The organism is Streptomyces mauvecolor, from assembly GCF_039532965.1.
Classification (GTDB): Bacteria; Actinomycetota; Actinomycetes; order Streptomycetales; family Streptomycetaceae; genus Streptomyces; species Streptomyces violascens.
Map to the genome: position 1 here is coordinate 14,561 of NZ_BAAASQ010000057.1, position 24,448 is coordinate 39,008.

General features: G+C 70.9%; 12 protein-coding genes and 2 pseudogenes. 7 read left to right on the forward strand and 7 right to left on the reverse strand.

Features of this window, described 5'->3' with window-relative positions:
- Positions 1-2: 2 nt before the first annotated feature.
- The 3 genes from ABD346_RS38020 to ABD346_RS38030 all read right to left on the reverse strand — a co-directional run bounded on the left by ABD346_RS38020 (position 3) and on the right by ABD346_RS38030 (position 7,757).
- Positions 3-1,169 carry a serine hydrolase domain-containing protein gene (locus ABD346_RS38020; protein ID WP_344380889.1) on the reverse strand — a complete coding sequence of 389 codons (1,167 nt, stop codon included), beginning with the start codon at positions 1,167-1,169 and terminating at the stop codon, positions 3-5.
- Positions 1,162-5,754, reverse strand: coding sequence for a type I polyketide synthase (locus tag ABD346_RS38025; protein WP_344380890.1), 4,593 nt, complete (start codon positions 5,752-5,754; stop codon positions 1,162-1,164). Before ABD346_RS38025 ends, ABD346_RS38020 begins: the two co-directional genes overlap by 8 nt.
- A 65-nt stretch (positions 5,755-5,819) precedes the next feature.
- Entirely contained in the window at positions 5,820-7,757 is a 1,938-nt protein-coding gene (locus tag ABD346_RS38030) for a non-ribosomal peptide synthetase (RefSeq protein ID WP_344380891.1), read from the reverse strand.
- 244 nt (positions 7,758-8,001) lie between these two features.
- Between ABD346_RS38030 and gap the strand changes: the two genes are divergently transcribed.
- Positions 8,002-9,036 carry a type I glyceraldehyde-3-phosphate dehydrogenase gene (gene gap, locus ABD346_RS38035; RefSeq protein WP_344380892.1) on the forward strand — a complete coding sequence of 345 codons (1,035 nt, stop codon included), beginning with the start codon at positions 8,002-8,004 and terminating at the stop codon, positions 9,034-9,036.
- A gap of 69 nt (positions 9,037-9,105) precedes the next feature.
- On the opposite strand, the pseudogene ABD346_RS38750 reads toward gap, so the two are convergent.
- Positions 9,106-10,240, reverse strand: a pseudogene (locus tag ABD346_RS38750) (IS256 family transposase); the annotation flags it as partial.
- A gap of 388 nt (positions 10,241-10,628) precedes the next feature.
- Between ABD346_RS38750 and ABD346_RS38050 the strand changes: the two are divergent.
- Together ABD346_RS38050 and ABD346_RS38055 are read left to right on the forward strand one after the other, a co-directional pair.
- Positions 10,629-11,606 carry a hypothetical protein gene (locus ABD346_RS38050; protein ID WP_344380893.1) on the forward strand — a complete coding sequence of 326 codons (978 nt, stop codon included), beginning with the start codon at positions 10,629-10,631 and terminating at the stop codon, positions 11,604-11,606.
- Positions 11,607-11,976: 370 nt separating this feature from the next.
- On the forward strand, positions 11,977-13,839 hold the full coding sequence (locus ABD346_RS38055) for an HSP90 family protein (protein WP_344380894.1): 1,863 nt from the start codon (positions 11,977-11,979) through the stop codon (positions 13,837-13,839).
- Between the two features lie 2,942 nt (positions 13,840-16,781).
- Here the strand turns inward: ABD346_RS38055 and ABD346_RS38060 are convergent.
- A pseudogene (locus ABD346_RS38060) lies at positions 16,782-16,901 on the reverse strand (bifunctional ornithine acetyltransferase/N-acetylglutamate synthase); the annotation flags it as partial.
- A gap of 192 nt (positions 16,902-17,093) precedes the next feature.
- On the opposite strand from ABD346_RS38060, the gene ABD346_RS38065 reads away from it, so the two are divergent.
- Positions 17,094-18,806, forward strand: coding sequence for a purine-cytosine permease family protein (locus ABD346_RS38065; RefSeq protein ID WP_344380895.1), 1,713 nt, complete (start codon positions 17,094-17,096; stop codon positions 18,804-18,806).
- Between the two features lie 205 nt (positions 18,807-19,011).
- Here ABD346_RS38065 and ABD346_RS38070 read toward each other — a convergent pair whose 3' ends face one another.
- A complete protein-coding gene (locus ABD346_RS38070; RefSeq protein ID WP_344380896.1) occupies positions 19,012-19,218 on the reverse strand; it encodes a DUF5988 family protein in 207 nt (68 codons plus the stop codon).
- A 287-nt stretch (positions 19,219-19,505) separates the two neighbouring features.
- On the opposite strand from ABD346_RS38070, the gene ABD346_RS38075 reads away from it, so the two are divergent.
- On the forward strand, positions 19,506-20,453 hold the full coding sequence (locus ABD346_RS38075) for an NmrA/HSCARG family protein (RefSeq protein ID WP_344380897.1): 948 nt from the start codon (positions 19,506-19,508) through the stop codon (positions 20,451-20,453).
- 136 nt (positions 20,454-20,589) lie between these two features.
- Positions 20,590-21,192, forward strand: coding sequence for a DinB family protein (locus ABD346_RS38080; protein ID WP_344380898.1), 603 nt, complete (start codon positions 20,590-20,592; stop codon positions 21,190-21,192).
- A gap of 557 nt (positions 21,193-21,749) precedes the next feature.
- Here ABD346_RS38080 and ABD346_RS38085 read toward each other — a convergent pair.
- On the reverse strand, positions 21,750-22,697 hold the full coding sequence (locus tag ABD346_RS38085; RefSeq protein WP_344380899.1) for a methionyl-tRNA formyltransferase: 948 nt from the start codon (positions 22,695-22,697) through the stop codon (positions 21,750-21,752).
- Between the two features lie 263 nt (positions 22,698-22,960).
- Between ABD346_RS38085 and ABD346_RS38090 the strand changes: the two genes are divergently transcribed.
- The gene (locus tag ABD346_RS38090) at positions 22,961-24,328 is read left to right on the forward strand and encodes a lysine N(6)-hydroxylase/L-ornithine N(5)-oxygenase family protein (protein WP_344380900.1); all 1,368 of its coding nucleotides are present in this window, start codon (positions 22,961-22,963) and stop codon (positions 24,326-24,328) included.
- Positions 24,329-24,448 lie beyond the last annotated feature (120 nt).

A 24,448-nucleotide genomic window follows, 5' to 3' on the forward strand; every position in this document is an offset into this window, starting at 1 on the left:
TGTCAACGGGCCCGGCGGGCCGCTCCGACCGCCGTCCGGGCGAGCCGGTGGGCCCGCTCGTCGGTCGCGGTGTACTGGTCGAGCCGCTGGTTGAGCCGGGCCGAGGTGTAGGCGAAGGCCAGCCCGTCCTCGGGGACGGCGATCACCAGCGCGCAGTCCTGCCCGTAGTGCCCGAACGAGGCCACGTCCAGGCCGGCCTGCGGCAGATGGGGGTCGGGCAGCATGAAGCCCTCGGCGTAGGCGCGCTCCCGCGCGAAGACCCGGTCGGGGCCGCGCCGCCGCAGCCGGGAGGCGCGCTTGAGGGTCTCCTCGTTCCACAGCCGTACGCCGTCCACCGGGCCGAGCGTGGCCGCGAAGATACGCGCCAGCGGCCGGGCGGTGGAGACGGCGTTGCAGCCCGGGATCTCCGCGCCCAGGTAGCGCAGGGTCTTCTCGGCGTGCAGCAGGTTCGGGTTCAGCTGGCTGCGGCTGAGCAGGGAGGTCTTGTCCCCGAGCAGATGCAGCACGTCGGTGGAGGTGGCGCCGCTCGTACCTGCCTCCTCGAAGGGCACGAAGCGGGCGTACTCCTGCGGGCCGATGCCGATCCGGGCCTCGGCGCCGAGCGGCTTGCGGAACTCTTCCTCAAGGAGTTCGTCCACGCTCTTCCCGGTGGCCCGGCGCAGATACTCGCCCACTCCCCAGCCGAAGGTCAGGTCGTGGTAGCCGTGCGCCGCCCCCGGCTCCCAGTACGGGCGTTGCGCGGCGAGCGCCTCGATCGCGGGGTAACGCTCGATCACGTCGTCGACGGTGAGCCGCCGGTCGACGCCGACGAGTCCGGCCTGGTGGCTGAGGAAGGTGGCCAGGGTGAGGGAGTCCTTCCCAGCGGCGGCGAAGGCCGGCCAGACCTCCGCGATGGGCCGGTCCAGATCGATCGTGCCCCGCTCGTGCAGGGCGTGCGCGAGGACGGACAGCAGCCCCTTGCCGACCGAGCGGACGAGCTGCAACCGGTCCGGCTCCTGCCCACGGGTGCGCAGCACGGCCCGCTCCTCGCCGTCCAGGTAGACGCACAGCTCGGCGTTGCCGTCCACGCCCTCCCGGTGCAGCCGCTCAAACTCGGCCACCAGCGGCCGGAATTCCGCCGCCACGACGCCGGTGAGGTGTTCCTCCGCAACGTGCGTCAGGTCAGTCATGCGCCTGTGCCCTCCGCTCGTCGATGTCGGCGGCCAGCTCCTCCAGGGTCGGCCGGTCGAAGCAGATCGAGGCCGGCAGCGGCACTTTCAGGAGGCGCTGCAGCTTGTTCCGGATGGTGAGCGCGTTGAGCGAGTCCATCCCGGCCTGCGTCAGGTCGAGCCCGGCCAGCTCCTCCCGCCCGTATCCCAGCACCCGGGAGACCACCTCTTGGCAGGCGGCCAGGACGTCCTCCGGCTCGCCGGGGACGGGAGCCTCGCCGGCGGCGGAGTGCTCGCCGAGGACCCCGGCGAGCACCGGGTTGGTGGCCAGATGGTGCTCCGGGTGGAGGTCGTCCCAGCGGTTGGGCAGCACGGCGACCTGCCCCGATCCCCAGCCGGCCAGGGCCTCCCGCACGGCGGGGCGCCCCTCCGCGCGGGAGATGGTGCCGATGCCCTGCCGGGCCAGCTCGCGGAGGAACTCCTCGTTGCCCGCGAGGATGCCGGTGTCCGACCAGGACCCCAGGTCCAGCGAGAGGCCGGGCAGCCCGAGGGAGCGGCGGTGGGCGGCGAGGGCGTCGAGGTAGGCACAGGCCGCGGCGTGCCCGGCCTGGCCGGGGTTGCCGAAGAGGCCGCCGTAGGAGGAGGTCAAGGCGAAGAGCTCCAGCTCGGGGGCGTACGCGGCGGCGGCCCGGTGGAGGTTCCAGGCGCCCTGCGCCTTGGGGCCAAGCACCCGCGCCATCCGCTCCCAGTCCGTGCGGTCGAGGATCGCGTCGTCGATCAGGCCCGCGGCCTGAACAACGCCGAGCAGGGGGACCTCCTCGCCGACGTACGCGGCGAACAGCCGGTCCACCTGCGGCCGTTGGGTGACGTCGAGGGCCTCCGTACGGATGTCGGCGCCGAAGGCGCGGCGCAGTCGCTCGACGGGCTCCGCGCGCTCGGGCCCCGGCGCCTGCCGGCCGCACAGCACCAGTCGGCGGGCGCCCAGCTCCAGCAGCGCCTGCGCGCACTCCAGGCCGACCCCGGACAGCCCGCCGACGACGACGTACCAGCCGTCCGGCCGGACGCGTACCGGAGTGCCCCCGCCCTTGCCGCCGTCCGCGCCCGCGGCCGGGGGCTGCGCGTGGCGCAGGAGGGGCCGCAGTATCCGCTCGCCGCGCAGCGCCAACTCGGCATCGCCGGGCGGAGCCGCGGCGAGCGCCGCCGCCAGCCCGCGCGCCGCGGTGGGCCAGCCCTGGCGGACGGCGTCGGCTGCCAGGTCGAAGTGGAGGTGGCGCACGGTGGTGAACTCGGTACGCGCGGTCCGGGCGATGCCGGTCACCGCGCCCTGCGCGGGGACGACGCCGTCGGAGGCGAGCACGCGGTGTGCGCCGGCGGTGACCGTGCAGACGGTGAGCTCCCCGGGGAGGTTTGCTGCGGACACCGCCTGATAGGCCCGCAGCGCGGCGAGGCCGCCGGCCGCCGCCACGTCCTCGGCCACCGTGTTCTCGGAAGGGACGGGCCCGCCGAGTTCGGCGTGCCGCCTGCGCAGCGCCGGGACGGCGTTGAGGACCGTGTCCGGCCGGTAGTCGGCGAGCGCCTGCGCGGCGGCCGCGACCGGGTCCGAGGGCCCGAGGAGGTCGTGGACCTGCACCTGCGCGCCGAGCCCGGCAAGCTCTCGGGCCAACTCCCGGGCCGGGCCGGCCGGTGCTGCCGTGTGAGCGAGCAGCAGGATCCGGCAGTCCGCCAGGGAGCGCGCGTCCGCGCCGGAGCGGGGGAGGTCCTCCCAGCTGACGACGTAGTGCCCGGTGCCGCTCTGCCTCGGGGGCGCCGCGTCGAGGGCGCCCATCGCCTCGCTGTCGACGCGGTCGGCCGCGGTGGCAGTACGGGCGGGCTCCACCCAGTGCCGACGGCGCTGGAAGGGATAGGTCGGCAGCGAGACCGTGCGGCCGCCGGGGCAGAGTGCCGCCCAGTCCACCTCGACCCCGGCCGCGTACGCCCCGGCCAGGGCCAACCGGGTGGAGGCCAGGTCGCTGCGCTCCCAGCGCAGCGTCTCCAGCACGGCCGGCTCCCGCTCGCCGCCCTCGTCTCCCAGCGTCAACTGGGCCAGCCCGGCGAGGGTGTTGGAAAGGCCGATCTCCAGGAACACCCCCGGGGCGTCGCCCTGCGCGGCGTTGCGTACCGCGTCCAGGAAGCGGACCGGCTCCCGCAGCTGTCGCCGCCAGTAGCCGGAGGTGGCCAGCTCCGCCCCGGCCGGCGCCCCGGTCACGGTCGAGATCACCGGGAAGGTCGGCTCCCGCAGCTCGACGGAGTCCAAGACAGCCGTGTAGTCGTCCAGGACGGCATCGATGTGCGCCGAGTGAGCGGCCCGGCTGATCCGTAGCGGCCGCACGGTCAGCCCGCGCCGCTCGGCCTCGGCGACCACGCGGTCCAGCGCGGCCCCGTCGCCGGAGATCACCGTGCGCCTTGGCGCGTTGAGCGCCGCGATGCCGACCGTGCCGGCATCTTGCGTCGAGGTGCCGTCGAGGAGCTCCCGTACGGTCGGCTCGTCGGCGAAGACGGCGGCCATCGCGCCGGTTTCGGGGAGCGAGTCGAGCAGCTTGGCGCGCTCGTTGACGAGGTGCAGCCCGGTGGCGAAGTCGAAGACGCCGGCGCAGTGCGCGGCGGCGTACTCGCCCAGGCTGTGCCCGATCAGGGCGTCCGGGGTGAGCCCCCAGCTGCGCCACAGCTGCGCGAGGGCGCACTGCAGGGTGTAGACGAGCGGCTGGGCCAGCCGGATGTCGGTCAGCGGCATGCCGCGGCGGGCGGGGTCCTGATAGAGGTGATCGGTGATCCGCACCCCGGTGTGCCCCTCGACGAGCGGGTCGGCGACGTCGAGGAAGTCCCGGAAGACCGGCTCTGCGCGGTAGAGGTCCCGGCCGGCCTCCAGATACTCCGCGCCCTGCCCGGAGAAGAGCAGTGTCAGACGGGGCGGTACGGCCGGGGCCCGGCCGACGGCGAGGCCGAGCTCGCCCTCGAACCGGTCGGCGGCGTCCGCTGAGCCGTCGGCCACGGCGTCCAGCACCGCGGCGAGGGTCTTGCGGTCCGGGGCGACGACCGCGGCCCGGTGGGCGAAGTGCCGCCGTCCGACCCCGAGGCTGTACGCGGCGTCGACGGCCTCCGGCGCCGAGCCGACCTCCAGCGCGCGGCCGACCCGGCCGGCCAGTTCACGCAGGGCGGTCTCGGAGCGTCCGGAGACCGGCAGCACCACGGGATCGGCTGCTGTCTCCGGGGTTGCTGTGGCTGGGGCTGCGGGTGCTTCCTCCAGCACTACGTGGGCGTTGGTGCCGCCGAGCCCGAAGGCGCTGACCCCGGCCCGCCGCGGTCCCTCGGTCACCGGCCAGTCGCAGGTCTTGGACTGCACGTAGAACGGGGAGCCGGCGAAGTCGATCGCCGGGTTGGGCTCCGCGTAGTGCAGCGAGGCGGGCAGCGTGCGGTGCCACAGCGAGAGTGTTGTCTTGATCAGCCCGGAGATCCCGGCGGCCCAGCTCAGATGGCCGATGTTGGTCTTCACCGAGCCCAGTGCGCAGGACTGCGGCGGCGCGCCCTGGAAGGCCTCGGCCAGCGCCGCGACCTCGATCGGGTCGCCGGTCGGGGTGGCGGTGCCGTGCGCCTCGACGTAGGAGACGGTGGCCGGGTCGACGTCGGCGGCCGCGAGGGCCTGCCGGATCACGGCGGCCTGTCCGGCGACGGACGGGGCGGAGAAGCCGGGCCGCTCCGCGCCGTCGTTGTTGACCGCGGTGCCGCGGATCACCGCGTACACCCGGTCGTTGTCGGCGAGGGCCCGATCGAGGGGCTTGAGCAGGACGACGCCGACGCCACTGCCGAAGACGGTGCCGGTGGCCCGCGCGTCGAAGGTCCGGTTGTGGCCGTCCTGCGACATCACCAGGCCGGGCTCCGGCCGGTAGCCGTCGATCTGCGGGACCGGCACGTGCGCCCCGCCGGCCAGCGCCAGGTCGCACTCCCCGGCCAGCAGCGCCTGGCAGGCCAGGTGCACCGCGTAGAGCGAGGTGGCGCAGGCGGCGTGCACGCTGACGCTGGGCCCGTTCAGTCCGAGCTTGTACGAGACCCGGCTGGTCAGATAGTCGCGGTCGGCGGCCATCAGCAGCTGCAGATCCTCGGTGGTGTCCAGGAAGTTGGCCCGGGGGCGGCTGGCCTGGCCGCCCAGGTGGTGCATCAGATAGAGGCTGGTGCCGGAGCCGCCGTACACCCCGACCTCCGGGGTGCTCCGCTGCCCGGCTGCCCCACCGTCTTCCAAGGCCTCCCAGCACACCTCCAGGAACAGCCGGTGCTGCGGGTCGAGCAGGGCGGCCTCGCGGGGGCTGTAACCGAAGAAGCCGGCATCGAAGGCGTCGATGGCGTCGAGGGTGGAGCGGGCACCCACCCAGCCCGCGCCGTCCGCGGCAGCGTTGCTGTCCTCGACTCTGATCGACTCGACGCCGTCCAGCAGGTTCTGCCAGAAACGGTCCGGGGAGTCCGCGTCCGGGAAGCGGCAGCCCATGCCGATGATGGCGATACCCTGCGCCTCCGGTGCCGCCTCAGGCTGTAAGTCGTCCAGGCCGCTCAGTTCGCTGAAGTCCTGCTGGCTCATGTGTGGGATCCCCTCTCCTGCCTGCTGTTCGTCCGGCTGCCGTTGCGTACGGTTGCTGCGTACAGCTATGTCGTACGACGAGCCAGCCGCCTGCGGTCTGCCGCACTGAGTGGGGTACGTCGATTTCCGGCGGGACGAGGCAGGCCGTGCGCTTTGCGGGCCGACGGTGGTCCGCTCCGGATCCGTTCGGCCAGCGCAATGACGGTCGGATACCGGTACATCTCGACCAACTGCAGCTTCGCCTCGGGAAAGCTCTCGCGAAGCCGGGTGAGGACCGAGCCGAGCTGGACGGAATTTCCGCCGAGGTCGAAGAAGTTGCCGTCCGCGTCGAGGGCAACCTCGGCGCCGAGGACCGCGCCCCAGGTCTCGGCGATGACGTGCTCGTGGCTGCCGGAGGCGGCGGTGCGGGCCGGAGGCTCCGTCAGCTGTCGTTCGAGGGCCTTGCGGTCGAGCTTCCCGGTGACGCCGAGCGGCAGCTCGCGCAGGATCCGCACCGTCCCCGGCACGGCGTACGACGGGAGCCTCCCGCCGATTCCGGCGCGCACCGTCGCCCCGGTCACCCCGTGTGCCGCGGACTTCGCCGCCGCGGTCAGTCCGGTGACCCGCCCGGTCCCGTCCCGGACAGGGAACACCGCGGCCTCCTCCACACCCGGGACGGCACGGATCGCCGCCTCGATCTCGCCGAGCTCGACCCGGTAGCCGCGGACCTTGACCTGGCTGTCGATCCGCCCTCGGTAGCGGACCGTCGCGTCCGCGGCCATGGTGACCAGGTCGCCGGTGCGGTACCAGCGCCCGCGCTGCTCCCCCTCGCCAAGGACGGGGAACTTGCGGGCGGTGAGCTCCGCGTCGTTGAGGTAGCCGCGGGCCAGCCCCGGGCCGCCGATCAGCAGCTCGCCGGGGGAGCCGGGCGGCTGCTCGCGGTCGCCCTCGCCGACCACCCGCAGCTGCACGCCGGGCAGCGGTCGGCCGATCGGCACATGCTCGGTGTCCCGGTCGGAGCAGGCGTGGATGGTGGTGTAGACGGTGGCCTCGGTGGGCCCGTAACCGTTGAGAACGTGTGGCACCGGGCGCAGTTGGGCCACCAGCTCAGGCGTCACGATCTCGCCGCCCATCAGCACCATGTGCAGCCCGCGGAGCGCGGCGGCCGGCGCCGGGTCCTGCAGCATCAGCTGAACGAGGGAGGGCGTCGACTGGAAGTGCGTGACACCGCCGCCGGTCAGCGTCCCGAGCAGGAACTCGGCACCCTGGGCGGAACGTCCGGACAGCGCGTCGATGTCGGCGATGACCAGGGGGATGCCCCGGGTCAGCGGCCAGTACAGATCGGCGATCGACATGTCGAAGCAGAAGTTCGAGGCGGCCAGCCAGCGCTGCGCGGCACGGTCCGCCATCTGCGGGAGCACCGCGTCCAGGGCCTGCAGCAGATGGCTCACGCTGCCGTGCTCCACCCCGACGCCCTTGGGGGTGCCGGTGGAGCCCGAGGTGTAGATGACGTAGGCCAGCGCGGAGGACTCTGGCCCGGCGAGGGCGGGCTCCCCGGCGGGTGCGGCGGCGTACGAGGGGTGCTCCGAGGCGTCAACGGTGCCGTACGGCAGGCCGGCGAATCGACCCGCGGTGGCCCCGTCGACGACCACGAGCTCCGCCCCGGCCCCCGCCATGACGGCCCGGATGCGGTCATCCGGGAAGTGCGGGTCGAGCGGGATATAGGGGGCGCCGATGCCCATCGTCCCCAGCAGGGCGGCGAGCCGGGTCACCGTCGGCGTCATGCAGACCCCGACCGGCGTTCCGGCCCGGGCCCTGCCGGCCCGCAGCAGCCGAACGAGCGCTTCTACGCGCCGCCAAAGTTCCGCATACGAAAGGGATTCCCGGGAGTCCGACGCGGCCGGCGCCTCCGGGTTGTCGACGGCTATTCGACGCACCTGCTCGATGACAGTGGCAAGCGTCTTGACAGCCTTTGGTGTTGCTGATGACACTGCGCATTCCCCCGCAGTTGAGAGCTGCTTCATGCTCCGGCCCCCGCCATGCGCTCAGTTGCTCAGGCGAGTGACGCCGTGGACGTTCATCCGGTTCCGTGGCGCCGGAGTGACGTTATGCAGGTGGGGCTGCGCGATTCAATGTCCGCAAGCGGTCAGGCCGGAAGCGGTCATCGTGTGGAACGCCCCACGAGTGGGGCCAGGAATTAGCCTCTAAAAGGAATTCTCCGCCATTCGAAATCCATATCTCGGTAACAGAGCGAAGGAGCACCTCGCCATGGCAATCCGCCTCGCCATCAACGGTTTCGGCCGCATCGGCCGGATGGTCGCCCGGGTCGCCCTCGGCCGCCCGGACATCGAGCTCGTGGCCGTCAACGACCTGACCGACCCCGAACTCCTCGCCAACCTGCTGCGCTACGACTCCGTGCACGGTCGACTGGCTGAACCGGTCGGCGTCGAGGACGGCCGGATAGTGATCGGCGAGCGCGCGATTCCGGCCTACCGCGAGCAGCGCCCGGCCGACCTGCCCTGGGCCGAGCTGGGCGTGGACGTGGTCGTGGAGTCCACCGGCGTCTTCACCGACGCACGCGAGGCCGCGGCCCATCTGGAGGCGGGCGCCCGCCGGGTATTGATCTCGGCGCCGGCCAAGAACGTCGACCACACCGTGGTCTACGGCATCAACGAGGGGGAGCTGGATGCCTCCCACAGGATCGTCTCCAACGCCTCCTGCACCACCAATTGCGCCGCCCCCCTCGCCCACGTCCTGCACCAGCACTTCGGCCTCCGCCGCGGCCTGATGAACACCTCACACGCCTACACCAGCGATCAGCGCCTGCACGATGCCCCGCACCGCGACTTCCGCCGCGCTCGCGCCGCCGCCCACAACATCGTCCCCACCACCACCGGCGCCGCCCGTGCCATCGGCGTCGTCCTGCCCGAGTTGGCAGGCCGGCTGGACGGCCTGTCGATGCGGGTCCCGGTCATCGACGGCTCCATCGTCGACCTGACCGTCGAGGTCGAGCGCACGGTCACCGTCGAGGAGGTCAACGCCGCCTTCGCCGAGGCCGCCCGGGGCCCCTTCAAGGACCTCCTCGTCTACAGCGAGGACCCCCTGGTCTCCTCCGACATCATCGGCACCTCCGCCTCCTGCACCTTCGACGCCCCACTCACGATGGTCGTCAACGAGGGCACCCCCGGAGGGCGGGGCTCCCTGGTCAAGGTCGTCGGCTGGTACGACAACGAGTCCGGCTTCTCCCACCGCACAGTCGACGTGGCCCACCTGCTGGCAAGCCTGGACCGACCGGGGTTGTGAGTGGCTCGAACACTCAGTTGGCAAAGGGAGTGTGGGACGTGTCAGCGATCTTGTGTAAGTCGGCTGGTTTCATTGGATGCTGAGCCGGTCCTCGAAGAACAGTGAGAACTGGTTCAGCGCCTCTTTCCAGTGTGCGGCGACGTGGTTCGTGTCGCGCGCTTTGGGGTTGATCTGTTCTCGGACCGCGAGGTAGAGGACCTTCAAGGCGGCCTGCTCCGAGGGGAAGTGGCCGCGGTTGCGGGTGGCTTTGCGGAGCCGTGAGTTGATCGATTCGACCATGTTCGTGGAGTAGGCCACCGTCCTTATGGCCGACGGGAACGCCAGGTGGGGCGTGAACTCCGGCCGGGCCGACCGCCAGGTCCGCACGATCGCGGGTAGCGTTCACCCAGGTCAGAAGCCTCGAACAGGTCGAGGGCCTGTTCTGCGGCCGACTCGGTCGGGGCTGTGTAGACGGCTTGAGGGCCGGCACCAGCTTGGGGTGGTCCCGCATGGACGAGAGCCGGAGCGAGGCTCTGGTCAGGTGGATCACGCAGGTCTGGACGGTGGCCTTGGGCCAGGTCGCGGTGACCGCGTCGGGCAGGCCTTTCCGGCTGTCGCAGGCGACGATGCAGACGTCCTCGATGCCCCTGTTTCGCAGTTCGGACAGGACTGCCATCCAGGTGGTGGCTCCCTCGCCCTCGGCTCCGACCCACAGACCATGGACATCCTTGCGGCCGTCCATGTCGACGCCGACGGCCAGGTAGACCGGCTTGGAGACCACGGATCCGGACCTGATCTTCACCCACAGCGCGTCGATGTAGATGATCGGCCAGACGGTGTCGAGGGGCCTGTTCTGCCAGGTCACCAGCTCGTCGACCACGGCGTCGGTGACCTTGCTGACCACATCGGGACTGACCTCGACGCCGTAGGTCTGGGCGAGGTGGGAGCCGATGTCGCGCACACTCATCCCACGCGCGCATAGGGACAGGATCCGGTCGTTGAACCCCGCGAGCCGACGGGCGTTCTTCGGGACCAGACGCGGTTCGAAGTCACCATTGCGGTCCCGCGGAACCGCCAGTGTGACCGCGCCGGCGTCGGTCAGGACGGTCTTGGGTGAGGTGCCGTTGCGGGAGTTCCCCGACCCGTTACCTCCAGGATCTCCCCGCTCGTATCCGAGGTGTTCGCTCATCTCGGCTTCCAGGGCCCGCTCCAGCACGGCCTTGGGGAAGGACGTCGAAGCCCGGCCTTCGACAAGGTAGTTCGCGAGCGTACCTACCTGTCCCGGGTGGGCAAGGTCACCGCTGCAACTCTGCCCTTGAGCGGGAGCCGCCCGGTCTTCCCGCGATCGGACCTGCTTCGGCTCCGCGACTTTCGGCTCGTCCTCGGACGAGGACGTTCCATGACGTCCCACTCGGCTGCTGACCGCGACCACAAAGTCGCCCCTGCCGGGACGGCCGACGCAGAGAGGGCTCCTCGGCCTCGTGCGCGGTCGGCCGGAGGCTGCAGCCCCGGAGGGGAATCGGTGTGCGATTGTCAGTCACGCGTGATAGTCACTACCTTCACGGGGGAGTGACCATGAACCTCCCCGTTCGAACACAACAAGGGGTGGGGACATGGCGGTGCTCCGTGGCTGGGGGCTCACGCTGGGGAGACGGGCCGGTCGGCTCGTACCGCGCGTACAGAAGGATTCGGGGGATCCCGATGTCGCGCTGGTTCGCAAAGCCGCGGCGTCGGGGGACTGGGACACGCTGCGGGGCCTGCTCGAAGCGCGTCCCGAGAGCGAGGACCGGACCGAGCTGGTCCGGGCCGCCGGAGACACGGCGGGGGTGGAGAAATGGATCGACCGGGTCGTCGAAGCGGAACCCCTGGCGGCGCTGCCCCGCCTTGTGGCGGGATTCCGCTACATCAGCTGGGGGTGGGAGGCCCGGACAGGTGCCTCGGCCAGGCACGTCTCCCGTGAGCAGTTCGAGGTGTTCCACACGCGGCTGCGCACGGCCGAGCGGCAGCTGTACGAGGTGGCGGAGCGCGAGCCGCTGTGGACCTCGCCCTGGCTCGGCCTCCAGATGACCGGACGTGGCCTGCAGGTGGGCCAGGACGTCGCGCGGCGGCGGTTCGAGGCGGCCGTACGGCGCGACCGGTTCCATCTGGGCGCACACCAGCAGCAGTTGCAGCAGGTCTGCGACAAGTGGAGCGGATCGCACGAGGAGATGCACGCCTTCGCGCGTGAGTCCGCGTTCGGCGCGCCCGGGGGCACGTTGCTCGGCCAGCTCGTCGCGATGGCGCACATCGAGCAGTGGCTCTCGCTGGATTCAGGGCCGGATGCCTCGTACATCCGACAGCCCGCGGTGTCGGCCTCGCTGCGGGAGGCTGCCGACCACTCGTTCAGGCACCCGGACTTCGTGCGGTCCGGAGGATGGCTCCAGGTCCTCAACACCTTCGCCATGGCGTTCTCGCTCGCCGGTGATCACGGCAGTGCACGGGAGTGCTTCGACGCCACCGAGGGCCGGGTCACCGAGTCCCCCTGGCACTACCTCAACGGCTCCGATCCGGCCGAGGCGTACCGGGAGCGGCGCTCGGCGGCCAAGCGCTGAACCGAAGCGGCCGAGACGCCCCGTTCGGCCCAGTGCGTTCATACCCCTTGCCGCACCCGGACCGGATTTCGATCCCGTCGTCACCGCACCCGGGCCCGTACTCGGCAACGTCCCGCAGCAAGGCGGCTGTTGACCGCGACCCATCCGTTCGGCCCTCCGGTCCGGGCGATGCGCCCGGACAGCAGGTTCGACGCGGATCGGGCCCGACCCGCCTTCGGTCCTTGTCCGTTCACGGCCCAAGTCAGCCGCCGCGCCCCGCCCGACCACGCGCGGCGCCCGGCTCCCGCTCTCTCTTCTTCTCCCGTCCGCGTTCGCCCCGCTCCGCCGCCCGGTGCGGGCGCGCGCTCACCTCACCGAAAGACTTCACCAGGTGCCTCACTCCGAGACCGCTCACACCTTCCAGGTCGACCTGCGCGGCCTGGTCGACCTGCTCTCCCACCATCTCTATTCAAGCCCCCGCGTCTACCTGCGCGAGTTGCTGCAGAACGCCGTCGACGCCATCACGGCCCGGCAGGCGATCGAGCCCGGCGCTCGCGGCACCATCACGGTGCGCACCGGTGACACGCTCACCGTCACGGACACCGGCATCGGGCTGACCGAGGCCGATGTCCACCGGTTCCTCGCCACCATCGGGCGCAGCTCCAAGCGGACCACCGAAGGCGCCCTGGACGGCGCCGGACTCGACGCCGCCCGTGGGGAGTTCATCGGCCAGTTCGGCATCGGGCTCCTCGCGTGCTTCGTCGTCGCGGACGAGATCACGGTGCTCAGCCGCACCGCCGCGGACCCGTCGGCGCCCGCCGTCGAGTGGCGCGGCCACTCCGACGGCCGCTACACCATCCGTACGCTGCCCGCCTCGGCCGTCCCGGAGCCCGGCACCACCGTCCGGCTCGTCCCGCGCGCCGACACCGCCGAGTGGACGAGCCCGGAGCAGGTCGTCGCCCTGGCCCGGCACTACGGCGGCCTGCTCAGGCACGAGGTCACCGTCGTCGGGCCCAGAGGCGAGACACACAAGGCCAACGAGACGCCCCCGTGGGAACAGACCCACCGTTCGCCGCTGGCCCGCCGCGAGGCGATGACCGCGTACTGCCGCACCCTGTTCGACTTCACCCCGCTCGACACCATCGAGCTCGACCTTCCGGCGGCCGGCCTGCGCGGCGTCGCGTATGTGCTGCCCACGGCCATGAGCCCGGCGCAGCGCGCAGGACACCGGGTGCACCTCAAGGGCATGCTGCTCACGGACCAGGCCCCCGAACTGCTGCCGGAATGGGCCTTCTTCGTCCGCTGCGTGGTCGACACCACCAGCCTGCGGCCGACCGCCTCCCGGGAGGCGCTGTACGAGGACGGCACGCTGTCGGCCGTACGGGACGCCCTGGGGGAGCGGATTCGGGACTGGCTCACCGGGCTCGCCGCAAGCGACCCGTCCCTGCTGCACCGCTTCATCGACACGCACCACCTCGCGGTCAAGGCGCTGGCCCGCTACGACGACGAGCTGCTGCGCATCGTGCTGCCGTGGCTGCCGTTCGAGACCACCGACGGCAACGTGACGCTTGAGGAGTTCGCGCGGACCCACCCGACCCTGCTGGTCACCCGCAGCGTCGAGGAGTTCCGCCAGGTCGCTCCCATCGCGGCGGCCGCAGGGCTGGGCGTCGTGAACGGCGGCTACACCTACGACCGCGACCTCGTGCACCGGCTGCCCGAGATCCGCCCCGGCACGGCCGTCACCGACCTCGACCCGGCCACCGTCACCGCGCATCTCGACGCCGTGGACCCGGCCGCCGAACTGCGCGCGGCCACCTTCCTCGCCGTCGCGCGGGACACCATCGGCGTCCATGACTGCGATGTCGTCCTGCGCGACTTCCAGCCCGTCACCGCTCCCGCGCTGCTGCTCGACAACCGGGAGGCACGCCACGAGCGGACCCGGTCGAGCCTCGCGGCCGAAAGCGACGGGCTGTGGGCCGACATCCTCGGCTCGCTGCGCCAGGAGTCCCCGCGCGCCCAGCTCGTCCTCAACCACCTCAACCCGCTGGTCCGCCAGGCTCTCACGATCAGTGAGCGCGGACTCGCCGTGGCCGCCGCCGAAGCCCTGTACGGGCAGGCCCTGCTGCTCAGCCGGCGCCCGCTGCGCGCGAGTGAGAGCGCTCTGCTCAACCGGGCGTTCATCGGCCTGCTCACCCACGCCATGCACCAGCCCGGCACGGCGGCACCCGGCTCCGAGCCGAGGAAGGAACTGTAAATGCTGGACACCCCCGAGGCCGTGGTCGAGGCGCTGCGCGAGAACAACGACCGCGCGCACGGACGGCAGCGCACCGTCACCGCCGAAGAACTCGTCGAGGCGGCCGAGCCCTTCGAGGAGCCCGACGTCCTCGTCACGGCCCTCCTTGAACTGATGTCGGCGTACGAGTTCACCGGCGAGCACCGCAAGTCACCGGTCGTCTTCGCCAGGCTGCTCAAGCTGTGGGACGCGACTCCCGCACCGTTCAGCGAGTGGGAGGCCCACCAGGTCTTCTGGCGGTTCAAGTGGGTGACGACGTCCCTGCTCCAGGTGCCGGAGGTGCCGCTGGCCACCGTCCACGGCTGGATCGACCAGATGCGTATCCGCTACGACGGGGCCGACCACGGGCTGCAGCCGGTGGCCGCGATGCGCTACCACGTGGCGTCCCACACGGGTGAGGGCGTGGCGGACGCCTACGACCTGTGGGCCACCCGTCCCCGCACCGAGCTGAGCGACTGCCAGGCGTGCGAGACCCGGCACTTCGCCCGGCACCAGGTGCTGGCGGGCGACGACGCCGGGGCGCTCGACACCTGGCGGCCGGTCCTCGCCGACGGCATGGGCTGCACCGAGGAGCCGCAGATGAGCCAGGCGCGCGCCCTGCTGCCCCTGCTGCGTACGGGCCGCTTCGACGAGGCCCGCTCCCACCACCTCACCGGCTACCGGCGGGTGCGGGGCAACACGGGCATGCAGGACGAGGTCGGTCTGCACATGGAGTTCTGCGCGCTCTCCCGCAATGAGGGCCGGGGCCTTGAGATCCTCGCGGAGAACCGCTCCCTGTTCGAGGCGACGGGCGCTCCGCTGGCCCACCTCGACTTCCTCACCGGTGCCGAAGTCCTGCTCGGCCGCCTCGTCGCGGAAGGGCACGACAGCACCGCCGTCGCAGGCCCACCAGGCAGGAACTGGACGACGGGCGAACTGCTCACCCACGTACGCTCCGAGGCGGACCGGCTCACCAACGCCTTCGACGAGCGCAACGGCACCACAGCCGTCGGACAGCGCCGTCAACTGCGCCTCGCACAAAGGCCGTTGCTCGACGAGCCGCTGCCGCTCGGACTGCGGACCTCCCTGCCCCGCCCCTCCGCCGCAACGGGCTCGACGGCCGCCGTCACGCCCGCCGCCGAACCGGACACGCCCCAGGACTACGTCTCCCTGGTGCGCGAGGCCCGGCGCCTGGCTGCCGCCGGGTACCCGGGGGCCGACAGGCTGTGGGCCGAGATCGCCGAACGCCTCGCCGACGGCGCCACCATCCATGACGACCGGCTCGGCCCGCAGGACCTTCTGCACGCGGAGCTCGCCGAGCAGCGCGCCTACCTGCTCTCGCGCGAGGACCGCCACCCGGAAAACATCAGCGAACTGAAGCGGGCCGCCGCGCTGTTCGACCAGCTGGGCATGCCCTGGCACGGCCTCTCCGCACGCAGCCGAGTCCTCGCGTGGGCGACTGTCTTCGGCGGCGACGCAGAAAACGAAGCCTCAACCGAAGAGGTGGACACGGACTCCGTCCGAGCCGGCATCGACGAAGCCCTGCGCGAGGCGGAACGCCTCAAGACCGATGCCCCGCTCAGCGGGGGAGCCCTCGGCGTGGGAGAAGCGGCCTCCGAAGAGGACCCGGTCGCGGCACGTGTGCTGGAGTACCTCACGGTGTTGTACTCCTGCACCTTCGCGGCCTTCCGGGAGGTTCTGCGGCAGCTGCCGGAACCCTCCGACTCGGCCGTGGCCCGGTTCGAGGAGTTCGCGCGGACCTTGCACACCGAGGCCGAGCGCCTGACGATCCCTCACCACATCGCCAACGCACGGCAGTTCGTGGCCGACATCGCCGGCCGCCGCGGCGACGTCGAGCGCGCCGTGGCCGAGCTGCGTGCGGCCCTGAAGGACGTGGACGCATCCGGACGGCCCTGGCGCGGTTCGCGCCCGCGTGCCCTGCTCGCCCAGTTCCTGATGGCCTCCAACGAGCCGGCCGAGGCGGTGGAACTGCTGCACCAGGCGATCGCCGACGCCGTACGGTACGACGACCGCGACTTCGCCATGGCTCCCACCTACGCGCTGCTCGGCCACGCCACTTCGCATCTCGGGGACGCGGGCAGTGCCGTACGCCATCTCTCGGAGGCGGCCGCCCGATTCGACCAGGACGGGGACCACGACGAGGCCGCCAGCACCCGCCTCCAGCTCGCCGACGTCCTGGCGGGCGCAGGGCAGCAGGCCGACGCGGTGGCCGTACTGGAGTCCGTCCTGTCCGACGGGGAGGCCTCCTCGCTCGACCAACGGCTCGTCGCCCAGACGCGGTTGACGCTGGCGCGAGGGCTGCGGGAGCTGGAGGAATTCCTGCCGGCGGCCGAGGAGTTCCTGCGGCTCGCGGACACCATCGCCGGCTGGGAGGGCGAGCAGGGGCTTCAGACCATGGTGGCCGCGGAGACGGCCGTCACGCTGGCTCTGGCCGACCGCTGGGACGCCGCGGACGCGGCGTACGAGCGTGCCGTCGCCTCGCACGCCGAGGCGCCGAGACCGTCCCTGGTCATGCAGATGATGTGCGAGTTCGCGCGCCTGGTCATGCTGGCCCGCGGGGCCGACGGCCTGGACACGGCACTGGACCACCTGGCCCGGGCCGACGCGGTCCAGGCTGCTGTGCCGGACGGTACCGAGGGATTTGTCCCCTGGTGCGAGACGGGCGCCGTGCACTACCGCCGCGCCCGCGTCCTGGCGGAAGCCGAAGCCTTCCCGAAGGCCTTGGCCGAGGCGGAGGCCGCCATCACCGCCTATGAACAGGGCGGGGAGGACGGCGAAGTGCCACGCGCCGAAACCGTACGGATCGCCGCCCTGGTCGAGGGCAACGGCCTCGGCCGGTTCAAGGATGCCATCGCCCGCCTGGCGACGGCGGCGGAGCGAGCCCGAAAGGCGGACCTCCCGGAGTCGAAGGTCTGCCGGGTCGCATCGCGCAGCGCCGCATCCAGGCCGGCCGCGTCCACGTCGGCGTCCGTGGTGAGCACGACCAGCATGGTGGCCAGGCCCGGGGCGNGCACGCGGGCACCAGTGAGCGACGGTCCGCAACTTGCGTATCAGCTACCGGTGTTCCACGGCCCGCGTCCGCTCCCTGTGATGCGGAGTTAACCCGCGGCGGGCTCTCTTAACGCGCAGGCAATCCCGGGCGGCGGCGTGCCGTCATGTCCGGCTCCTACCTTCCGGTCCGTACCGCACACCGGACCGACGAACGGGGAGCCGCGATGACGGACACCGCTGCCGCACCATCCGCCAAGGCGGGCGCGCAGCCGCCGCCGGAGGGCGGGCCCCGGCGCAGCTACGCCAGGATGGCCGCCGACGAGAGCCGCGAGGACTACTCGCTGCGCTATGCCCCGCACTCCTTCCGGCGCTGGTCGCCCACGATGGTGGCGTCCACCGCGCTCGGCGGCATCGCCTACCTCGCCGATTTCGCGATCGGTGCGTCCATCGTCTTCACCTACGGCTTCACCAGTGGGCTCGCCTCGATCCTGACCGCGGCGACGATCATCTTCGTCACCGGGATACCGATCGCGCGAGCCTGCGCCAAGTACGGCCTGGACATGGACCTGATCACGCGCGGGGCCGGGTTCGGCTACTTCGGGTCCACGCTCACCAGCCTCATCTATGCCTCGTTCACCTTCATCTTCTTCGCCCTCGAAGGCTCGATCATGGCCCAGGCCATGCACCAGGCGATCGGGCTCCCGGTCCAGGTCGGGTACTTGGTGACGACGCTCATCGTGATCCCGATCGTGTTCCGCGGAATGGGGGCGCTGGCCAAGGTGCAGGCCTGGACCCAGCCGCTCTGGATCATCGGCATGGTCCTGCCGTTCCTGGTGCTCGCCTTCGAGGCCCCGGAGGCCTGGGGCGCGTTCGGCTCCTTCGGCGGCACCGAGGGCGCGGGCTCCGGCTTCTCCTGGATCGGCTTCGGGCTCGGCACGGGCGTGGCGCTCTCGCTCATCGCGCAGATCGGCGAACAGGCCGACTACCTGCGGTTCATGCCCGCCAAGACCGAGGCGAACAGGCGCCGGTGGAACCTCGCCGTGCTGGCCGCCGGACCCGGCTGGGTGATCATCGGTGCGGCCAAGCAGCTCGGCGGCGCCTTCCTCGCCTTCGTGGCCCTGGAGGCGGTCGGCAAGACGCACGCCCTGGAACCGATCGCCCCGCAGATCGAGGCCCTGCGCCCGTGGCTCGGTTCGTTCGCGCTGCCGGCCGCCGCGCTGTTCGTGATCGTCTCGCAGGTGAAGATCAACGTGACCAACGCGTACAGCGGTTCGCTGTCCTGGTCGAACTTCTTCTCCCGGCTCACCCACCGCCACCCGGGCCGGGTCTGGTACATCTTCCTCAACCTCGCCATCGCGCTGACGCTGATGGAGATGAACATGTTCGCGGCCCTCAACAAGCTGCTCGGCTTCTACTCGAACGTGGGCATCGCCTGGATCACGGTGGTCGCCGCGGACCTCGTCATCAACAAGCGGGTGGGCTGGAGCCCCAAGTACATCGAGTTCAAGAGGGCCTATCTGTACGCGGTGAACCCGGCCGGGTTCGGCTCGATGGCGATCGCCTCGGCCGTCTCCATCCTGGCCTTCTTCGGTCTGTTCGGCCGGTACGCCGAAGCCTTCTCGACCTTCATCGCGGCCGGACTCGCGCTCGTCCTCTGCCCGTTGACCGCCTGGGCCACCAAAGGCAGGTACTACCTCGCCCGTCCCAACCCGGTGAACGGACCGGAGGCGGCTGTGGCGGACGTGACGGCCACCCACACCTGCGCGGTCTGCGAGACGGCCTACGAACTCCCGGACATCGCCGACTGCCCGGTGCAAGCCGGGCCGATCTGCTCGCTGTGCTGCTCACTCGACGCCGAATGCGGCGACGCCTGCCGCAAGAACCCGGCGGCAGGCCCGGTCCTGATGCCGCTGCCGACCGTGCGCACCGCTGTTTGAGGGCCGGAGTTCCGGAGCGACGGGCGCGGCCAAGAGGGCGCGTGCTGTCGGCTCGTTCGGCCTGCCGGGTCTCTCCGGCGGGGCCGGAGGACTCCCCAGGTGAGCGATCCGGTCCGCCTGTGGTGCGCACCGGACGCTGGCCGTCGAGGGCAGCTTTCGGATCGAGCGGCGGGAGCGCGTGCGGGTGTCGATCTCGTTCCCGCCCCTACTCCGCGATCTCGGTCCGCTCCCACCACTCGTAGACGACCAGGAGACCCTGCTCGGTCTCCTGGTGCCGTGACGTGACTTTGAAGTGCTCGTACCCGCCACGGTGAGGGATCTTCAGCTCGGTCCCGGGCGGACTGACCGGCACGATCCGCTCGGGCAGATCGTCCGGCCCACCTTCGAGGAATGCTCTGGCAGTGCTACTCATGCCCCCAGTCTTCCCACAGAACGCCCGGTCGTTCCTCCTCGGCACGCCGACCCGCCCCGATCCCGGGAGCCTCGCCTCCCATGAAGGTCCGCGCCTGGTCAGGCGCGGGCAGGTCTGTCCCGCACACAGCCGACGGGCACGCCATGAGCATGTACGAGGAAGGACTCAACCTGCGGGCGGCGTGTTACCGCCGACCGGGACCGCCCCGTCGGCATAGGTTTCGCAGCGGAATACGCCTGGCCGGGCACAGCAAGGTGCCAGAGGAAGCAGGAAGGGAAGTGCCCGCGATGACCGAGCAGCGCACCGTCACCGTCTTCGGCGCGACGGGTAATCAGGGAGGCTCACTCGTTCGGGCGATCCTCGCGGACCGGGACAGCGGCTTCGCGGTCCGCGCGGTGACCCGCCGGCCGGACTCGGACCGGGCCAAGGAACTGCAACGGCTGGGGGCCGAGGTGGTCCAGGCCGATCTGGATGACGAGGAGAGCCTGGTCGCGGCACTCGACGGCACGTATGGGGCGTACTTGGTGACCAACTTCTGGGAGGACATGGACGCGGCGCACGAGAAGGCCCAGGCGGCGGCCCTGGCCCGGGCGGCGGGGCATGCGGGTGTGCAGCACGCCATCTGGTCCACCCTGGAGGACACCCGCGAGTGCATTCCGCTGGACGACGACCGGATGCCCACGCTCCAGGGCTCCTACAAAGTCCCGCACTTCGACGGAAAGGCCGAAGCCGACCACTACTTCACCGACGACGGCGTACCGACCACTTTCCTGCGCACCACCTTCTATTGGGAGAACCTCTTCGGCGCGTTCGCCCCGCAGCGCGGCGAGGACGGCACGTTCGAACTGAACATCCCGATGGGCGAGAGCAGGCTCTCCGGCATCGCCGTTGATGACATCGGCAAGACGGCGCTTGCCATCTTCAAGCGCGGCACCGACTTCATCCCCGCCACGGTCAGCATCGCGGGTGAACACCTGCCCGTCGCCGACATGGCCGCGGCCCTCTCCGAGTCACTCGGCCGGCCCGTGCGCTACCGGCCCCTGACACCGGACGCCTTCCGCGCGCTCGCGTTCCCCGGCGCCGACGAAGCCGGCAACATGTTCCAGTTCTACGCCGACTGCGAGGCCCGTTTCACCGGCGCCCGCGACCTCGACGCCGTTCGCGCCCTCAACCCGGCCCTCCAGGACTTCTCCACCTGGCTGGCCGCTCACCGGGACAAATTCCACTGGGACTGAAGGCTGCGAGCACCATCACGTCCTCCAGGTCGTCAGGTCAGGGCGGCGGCCATGGCCAGGCCGCGGCTCCGCGAGTCGTTGTGGACCACGTACGGGATCTTGAGGCCACGAGCAGCCCATGGCAGGCTCATGCCGCATGATCGATGAGTTCGCGAAGGACAACCTGCACGGGAGACTGCGGCGGGACCGCGAGGCGCTGCTCTGGAAGCTCGACGGCTTGTCCGAATACGATGCCCGCCGCCCTTTGACAGCTACCGGGACCAGTCTTCTCGGCCTGGTCAAACACGTGGCCACCGTCGAGGCCAGGTACTTCGGCGAGGTCTTCGACCGCCCTTCCCCGGAAGCGCTGCCCCGGTGGCAGGACTCCGACGGCAGCGATCTGTGGGCGACCGAGGACGAGACCCGAGAACAGATCATCGGCTTCTACCGGCGCACGTGGGAACACTCGGACGCGACGATCAACGATCTTCCCCTCGACGCCCCCGGCCACGTTCCGTGGTGGCCGGAGCCCTATCGCAACACGAACCTGTTCGCCATCATGGTCCATGTCCTCGGCGAGTCCGTCCGGCATGCCGGGCACGCCGACATCCTGCGCGAGAGCCTCGACGGCCGGACCGGGTTGCGCCCCGAACACGAGAAGCAGATCGACGAGGAAGCTCGTGCGGCCCACCGCGCGAAGATCGAGCAGGCTGCCAGGTCGGCCGCACCGATCAAGGCTCGGAGTTCTCAAGCGACTTGATGTCCGGCAGCGCCGGCGGGCCGTGAGCGCGCCCGACCTCGTGGCATCGTCCGCACCGGAGCGGTGTTCGTCCACGGCAAACCTGCCGAGCGCCCTGGCGAGGAGGCGGCGTGCCAGGACCTGACAACCACGAGCGTGATGTGGCCGATGAGTCTGCTGCCTGTCAGGTTCTCCACCCGGCAATGCGGTTGCGGGATCGATGTCGGACCCGGCGACCTCGACTTCTGTGGTGACGTCGCCGAACTCGCCGGAATGCCTTTGAGGACGGCCCGGCAGGAGCCGAACGATCGCCTCCTGGTGGACCGGCGGACGCAGTTGGTTGGAGGGACGGCCGAGAATTCGGCGTGCCAGACCTCAGCGTCCTGCGACATGCATGCATGACTGGGCGATGGCCGGCGCCGCTGTCAGGGCGGGGCCGGGAGCAGACCAGCACCCACCGTCGGCCGGGGGTACCCGGGCCGCCGCGCGGAGGGACGGTCCGTGCGGCGGCCCGCACCGGCCCTCCCGGGACCGTCCGGGCGGGCCAGTGATCAGGGGCGGCAAGCGTGCCGCCGGTGTCAGGGGCGGTCGGTGAGGTAGCCGCCCATGGACTTGAAGTACTCCGTCGCCGGCAGTTCCCGGCCGTCCTCGGTGCGTACCCGGGTGATGGCCAGGCCGTGGTTGCGGCCCGTGCGGGCGTCGGCGCCGGCGACGATCGCGACACCCTCGCCCTCGCGGTAGAAGATGCGGCCCGGGGTGCCGCCGTACACGCCTTCGGACACGACGGCGGAGAGCACCTCGAGGCGCTTGCCCCGGTGGAAGGTGAAGGCGGCCGGATACGGGGCGGACTGGGCGCGGACCAGGCGTGCCAGGACGTCGGCGGGCCAGTCCCAGTTGATCCGGATGTCTTCTTCGGCCCGCTTGTGGAAGAAGCTGGCCTGCGTCCGGTCCTGCTTGGCGAACTCGGTCTGTCCGGCGGCGATCAGGTCGAGGGCGCCGATGGTGACCGGGGCGATGAGGTCGACCGTCTTGTGGAAGAGGTCGGTGGCGGTGTCCGTCGGGCCGACGGTGATCGCCTCCTGGCGCACGATGTCGCCGGCGTCGAGCACCTCGTCCATCATGTGCGCGGTGACGCCGACTTCGGACTCGCCGTTGATGAGAGCCCAGATCAGCGGCGAGAAGCCGGCGTACTTGGGCAGCAGCGAGTCGTGGACGTTGAGGGTGCCGTGCCTGGGCAGGGTGTAGATGTGCGGCGGGATCCAGGTGCGCCAGTTGTTGGCGACGATGATGTCCGGGTCGGCCTCCTTCAGCCGCTGGAACAACTCGTCGTCGTCCGGGCGGTTGCGGATGACGACCGGAACGCCGTGCTCCTCGGCGAGTTCGGCGACCGAGTCGCTCCAGATCTTCTCGTAGGCGTGCTCGCTCTGGGGGTGTGTCACGACCATCACGACGTCGTGCTCGGAGTCCAGGAGCGCCTTCAGGGTGCGATGGCCCCAGGTCTGATAGCCGAACATGACGACCCGCATCGGGGTTCCTCCTCAGAAGAGCGAAACAATCAGGTTAAGTAAAGCAAGCCTTACCTAACATCGCAACGACGCCAATTCTGGGCTTGATTGACCCGGGGGTGGGCGATATGTGCGGGTTGTCTGTTCGACAGCGGCGACTGAATCAGGTTAGCCTCACCTAAGTTCCGATCGGCTGCCGGTCACGGTGTGCCTGGACTCCCCCCTTTTTTCCACCCCCCGACACGACGCCTGACAGGCGGCTGTCCCGCACGAATGGGAGTGACATGTCACAGGCTCTTCCTGGCGACGCACCACTGGTCCACGATCTGATCGGTATCGGCTTCGGGCCGTCGAACGTCGCCATGGCGATCGCGCTCAGCGAGCACAACGCGCGCGTCGGAAGGCATGAGGCGGTCACCGCTCACTTCTTCGAGCAGCAGCCGAGCTTCGGGTGGCACCGGGGCATGCTCATCGACGACGCCACGATGCAAGTGTCCTTCATGAAGGACCTGGTGACGCTGCGGAACCCGTCGAGCGAGTACAGCTTCCTCTGTTACCTGCAGAGCAAGGGGCGGCTGATCGACTTCGTCAACCACAAGAACCTGTTCCCGCTCCGGGTGGAGTTCCACGACTACTTCGAGTGGGCGGCGGCCAAGGTCGACGACATGGTCTCCTACGGCCACCAGGTCGTCTCCGTCGAACCCGTCGTGCGTGACGGCGTGGTGGAGTACCTCGACGTGACGGCTCGCTCCGGCGACGAGGTCGTCGTGCACCGCGCCCGCAATCTCGTCATCGGCACCGGACTGCGCCCGGTCATGCCCGAGGGCATCGAGCGGACCGACCGCGTCTGGCACAACTCCGATCTGCTGAAGAAGGTCGACGAGCTGGAGGGCACCGAGCCCACGCGCTTCGTCGTCGTCGGCGCCGGCCAGAGCGCCGCCGAGAACGTGGCCTACCTCCACCGGCGCTTCCCCGAGGCCGAGGTCTGCGCGGTCTTCTCCCGCTACGGCTACAGCCCGGCGGACGACAGCAGCTTCGCCAACCGCATCTTCGACCCCCAGGCGGTCGACGAGTACTTCACGGCGCCGGAGGACGTCAAGCGACAGCTGATGGGCTATCACGGCAACACCAACTACTCCGTGGTGGACATCGACCTCATCGACGACCTGTACCGGCAGGCGTACCAGGAGAAGGTGCTCGGCGAGGAGCGGCTGCGCTTCCTGAACGTCTCGCGCCTGACCGCCGTCGAGGAGACCGCCGACGGGGTGCGCGCCACCGTCAAGTCCCTGGTCACCGGCGAGGAGAGCCTGGTGGACGCCGACGTCGTCGTCTGCGCCACCGGGTACCTGCAGGCCGACGGCCTGGGCCTGCTCGGCTCGGTCGCGGACCGCTGCCACCGTGACGGCGAGGGGCGCGTCCGCGTCGAGCGCGACTACCGGGTGGCGACCGACCCCGAACTGCGCTGCGCCATCTACCTCCAGGGCGGCACCGAGCACACTCACGGCATCACCTCCTCCCTGCTGTCCAACACCGCCATACGCGTCGGCGAGATCCTGGACTCGATCCTCGACCGCGACCTCAAGGACGTGCCCGACGCGACGGGCCCTGTCGCGGAAGTGGCCGACGGCGGAGTCGGGCAGGCGGCCCGCTGACCTGTCCTTCGGCCCGCTGCCGTGCTCGTGGCGTTCGCGCCGCCCAGGCACGGCAGCGGTGCGTACGCATCAGGCACGAGAAAGGAAGGCCTGTGCTCCCTGGCATTCGTCGCCACGCCG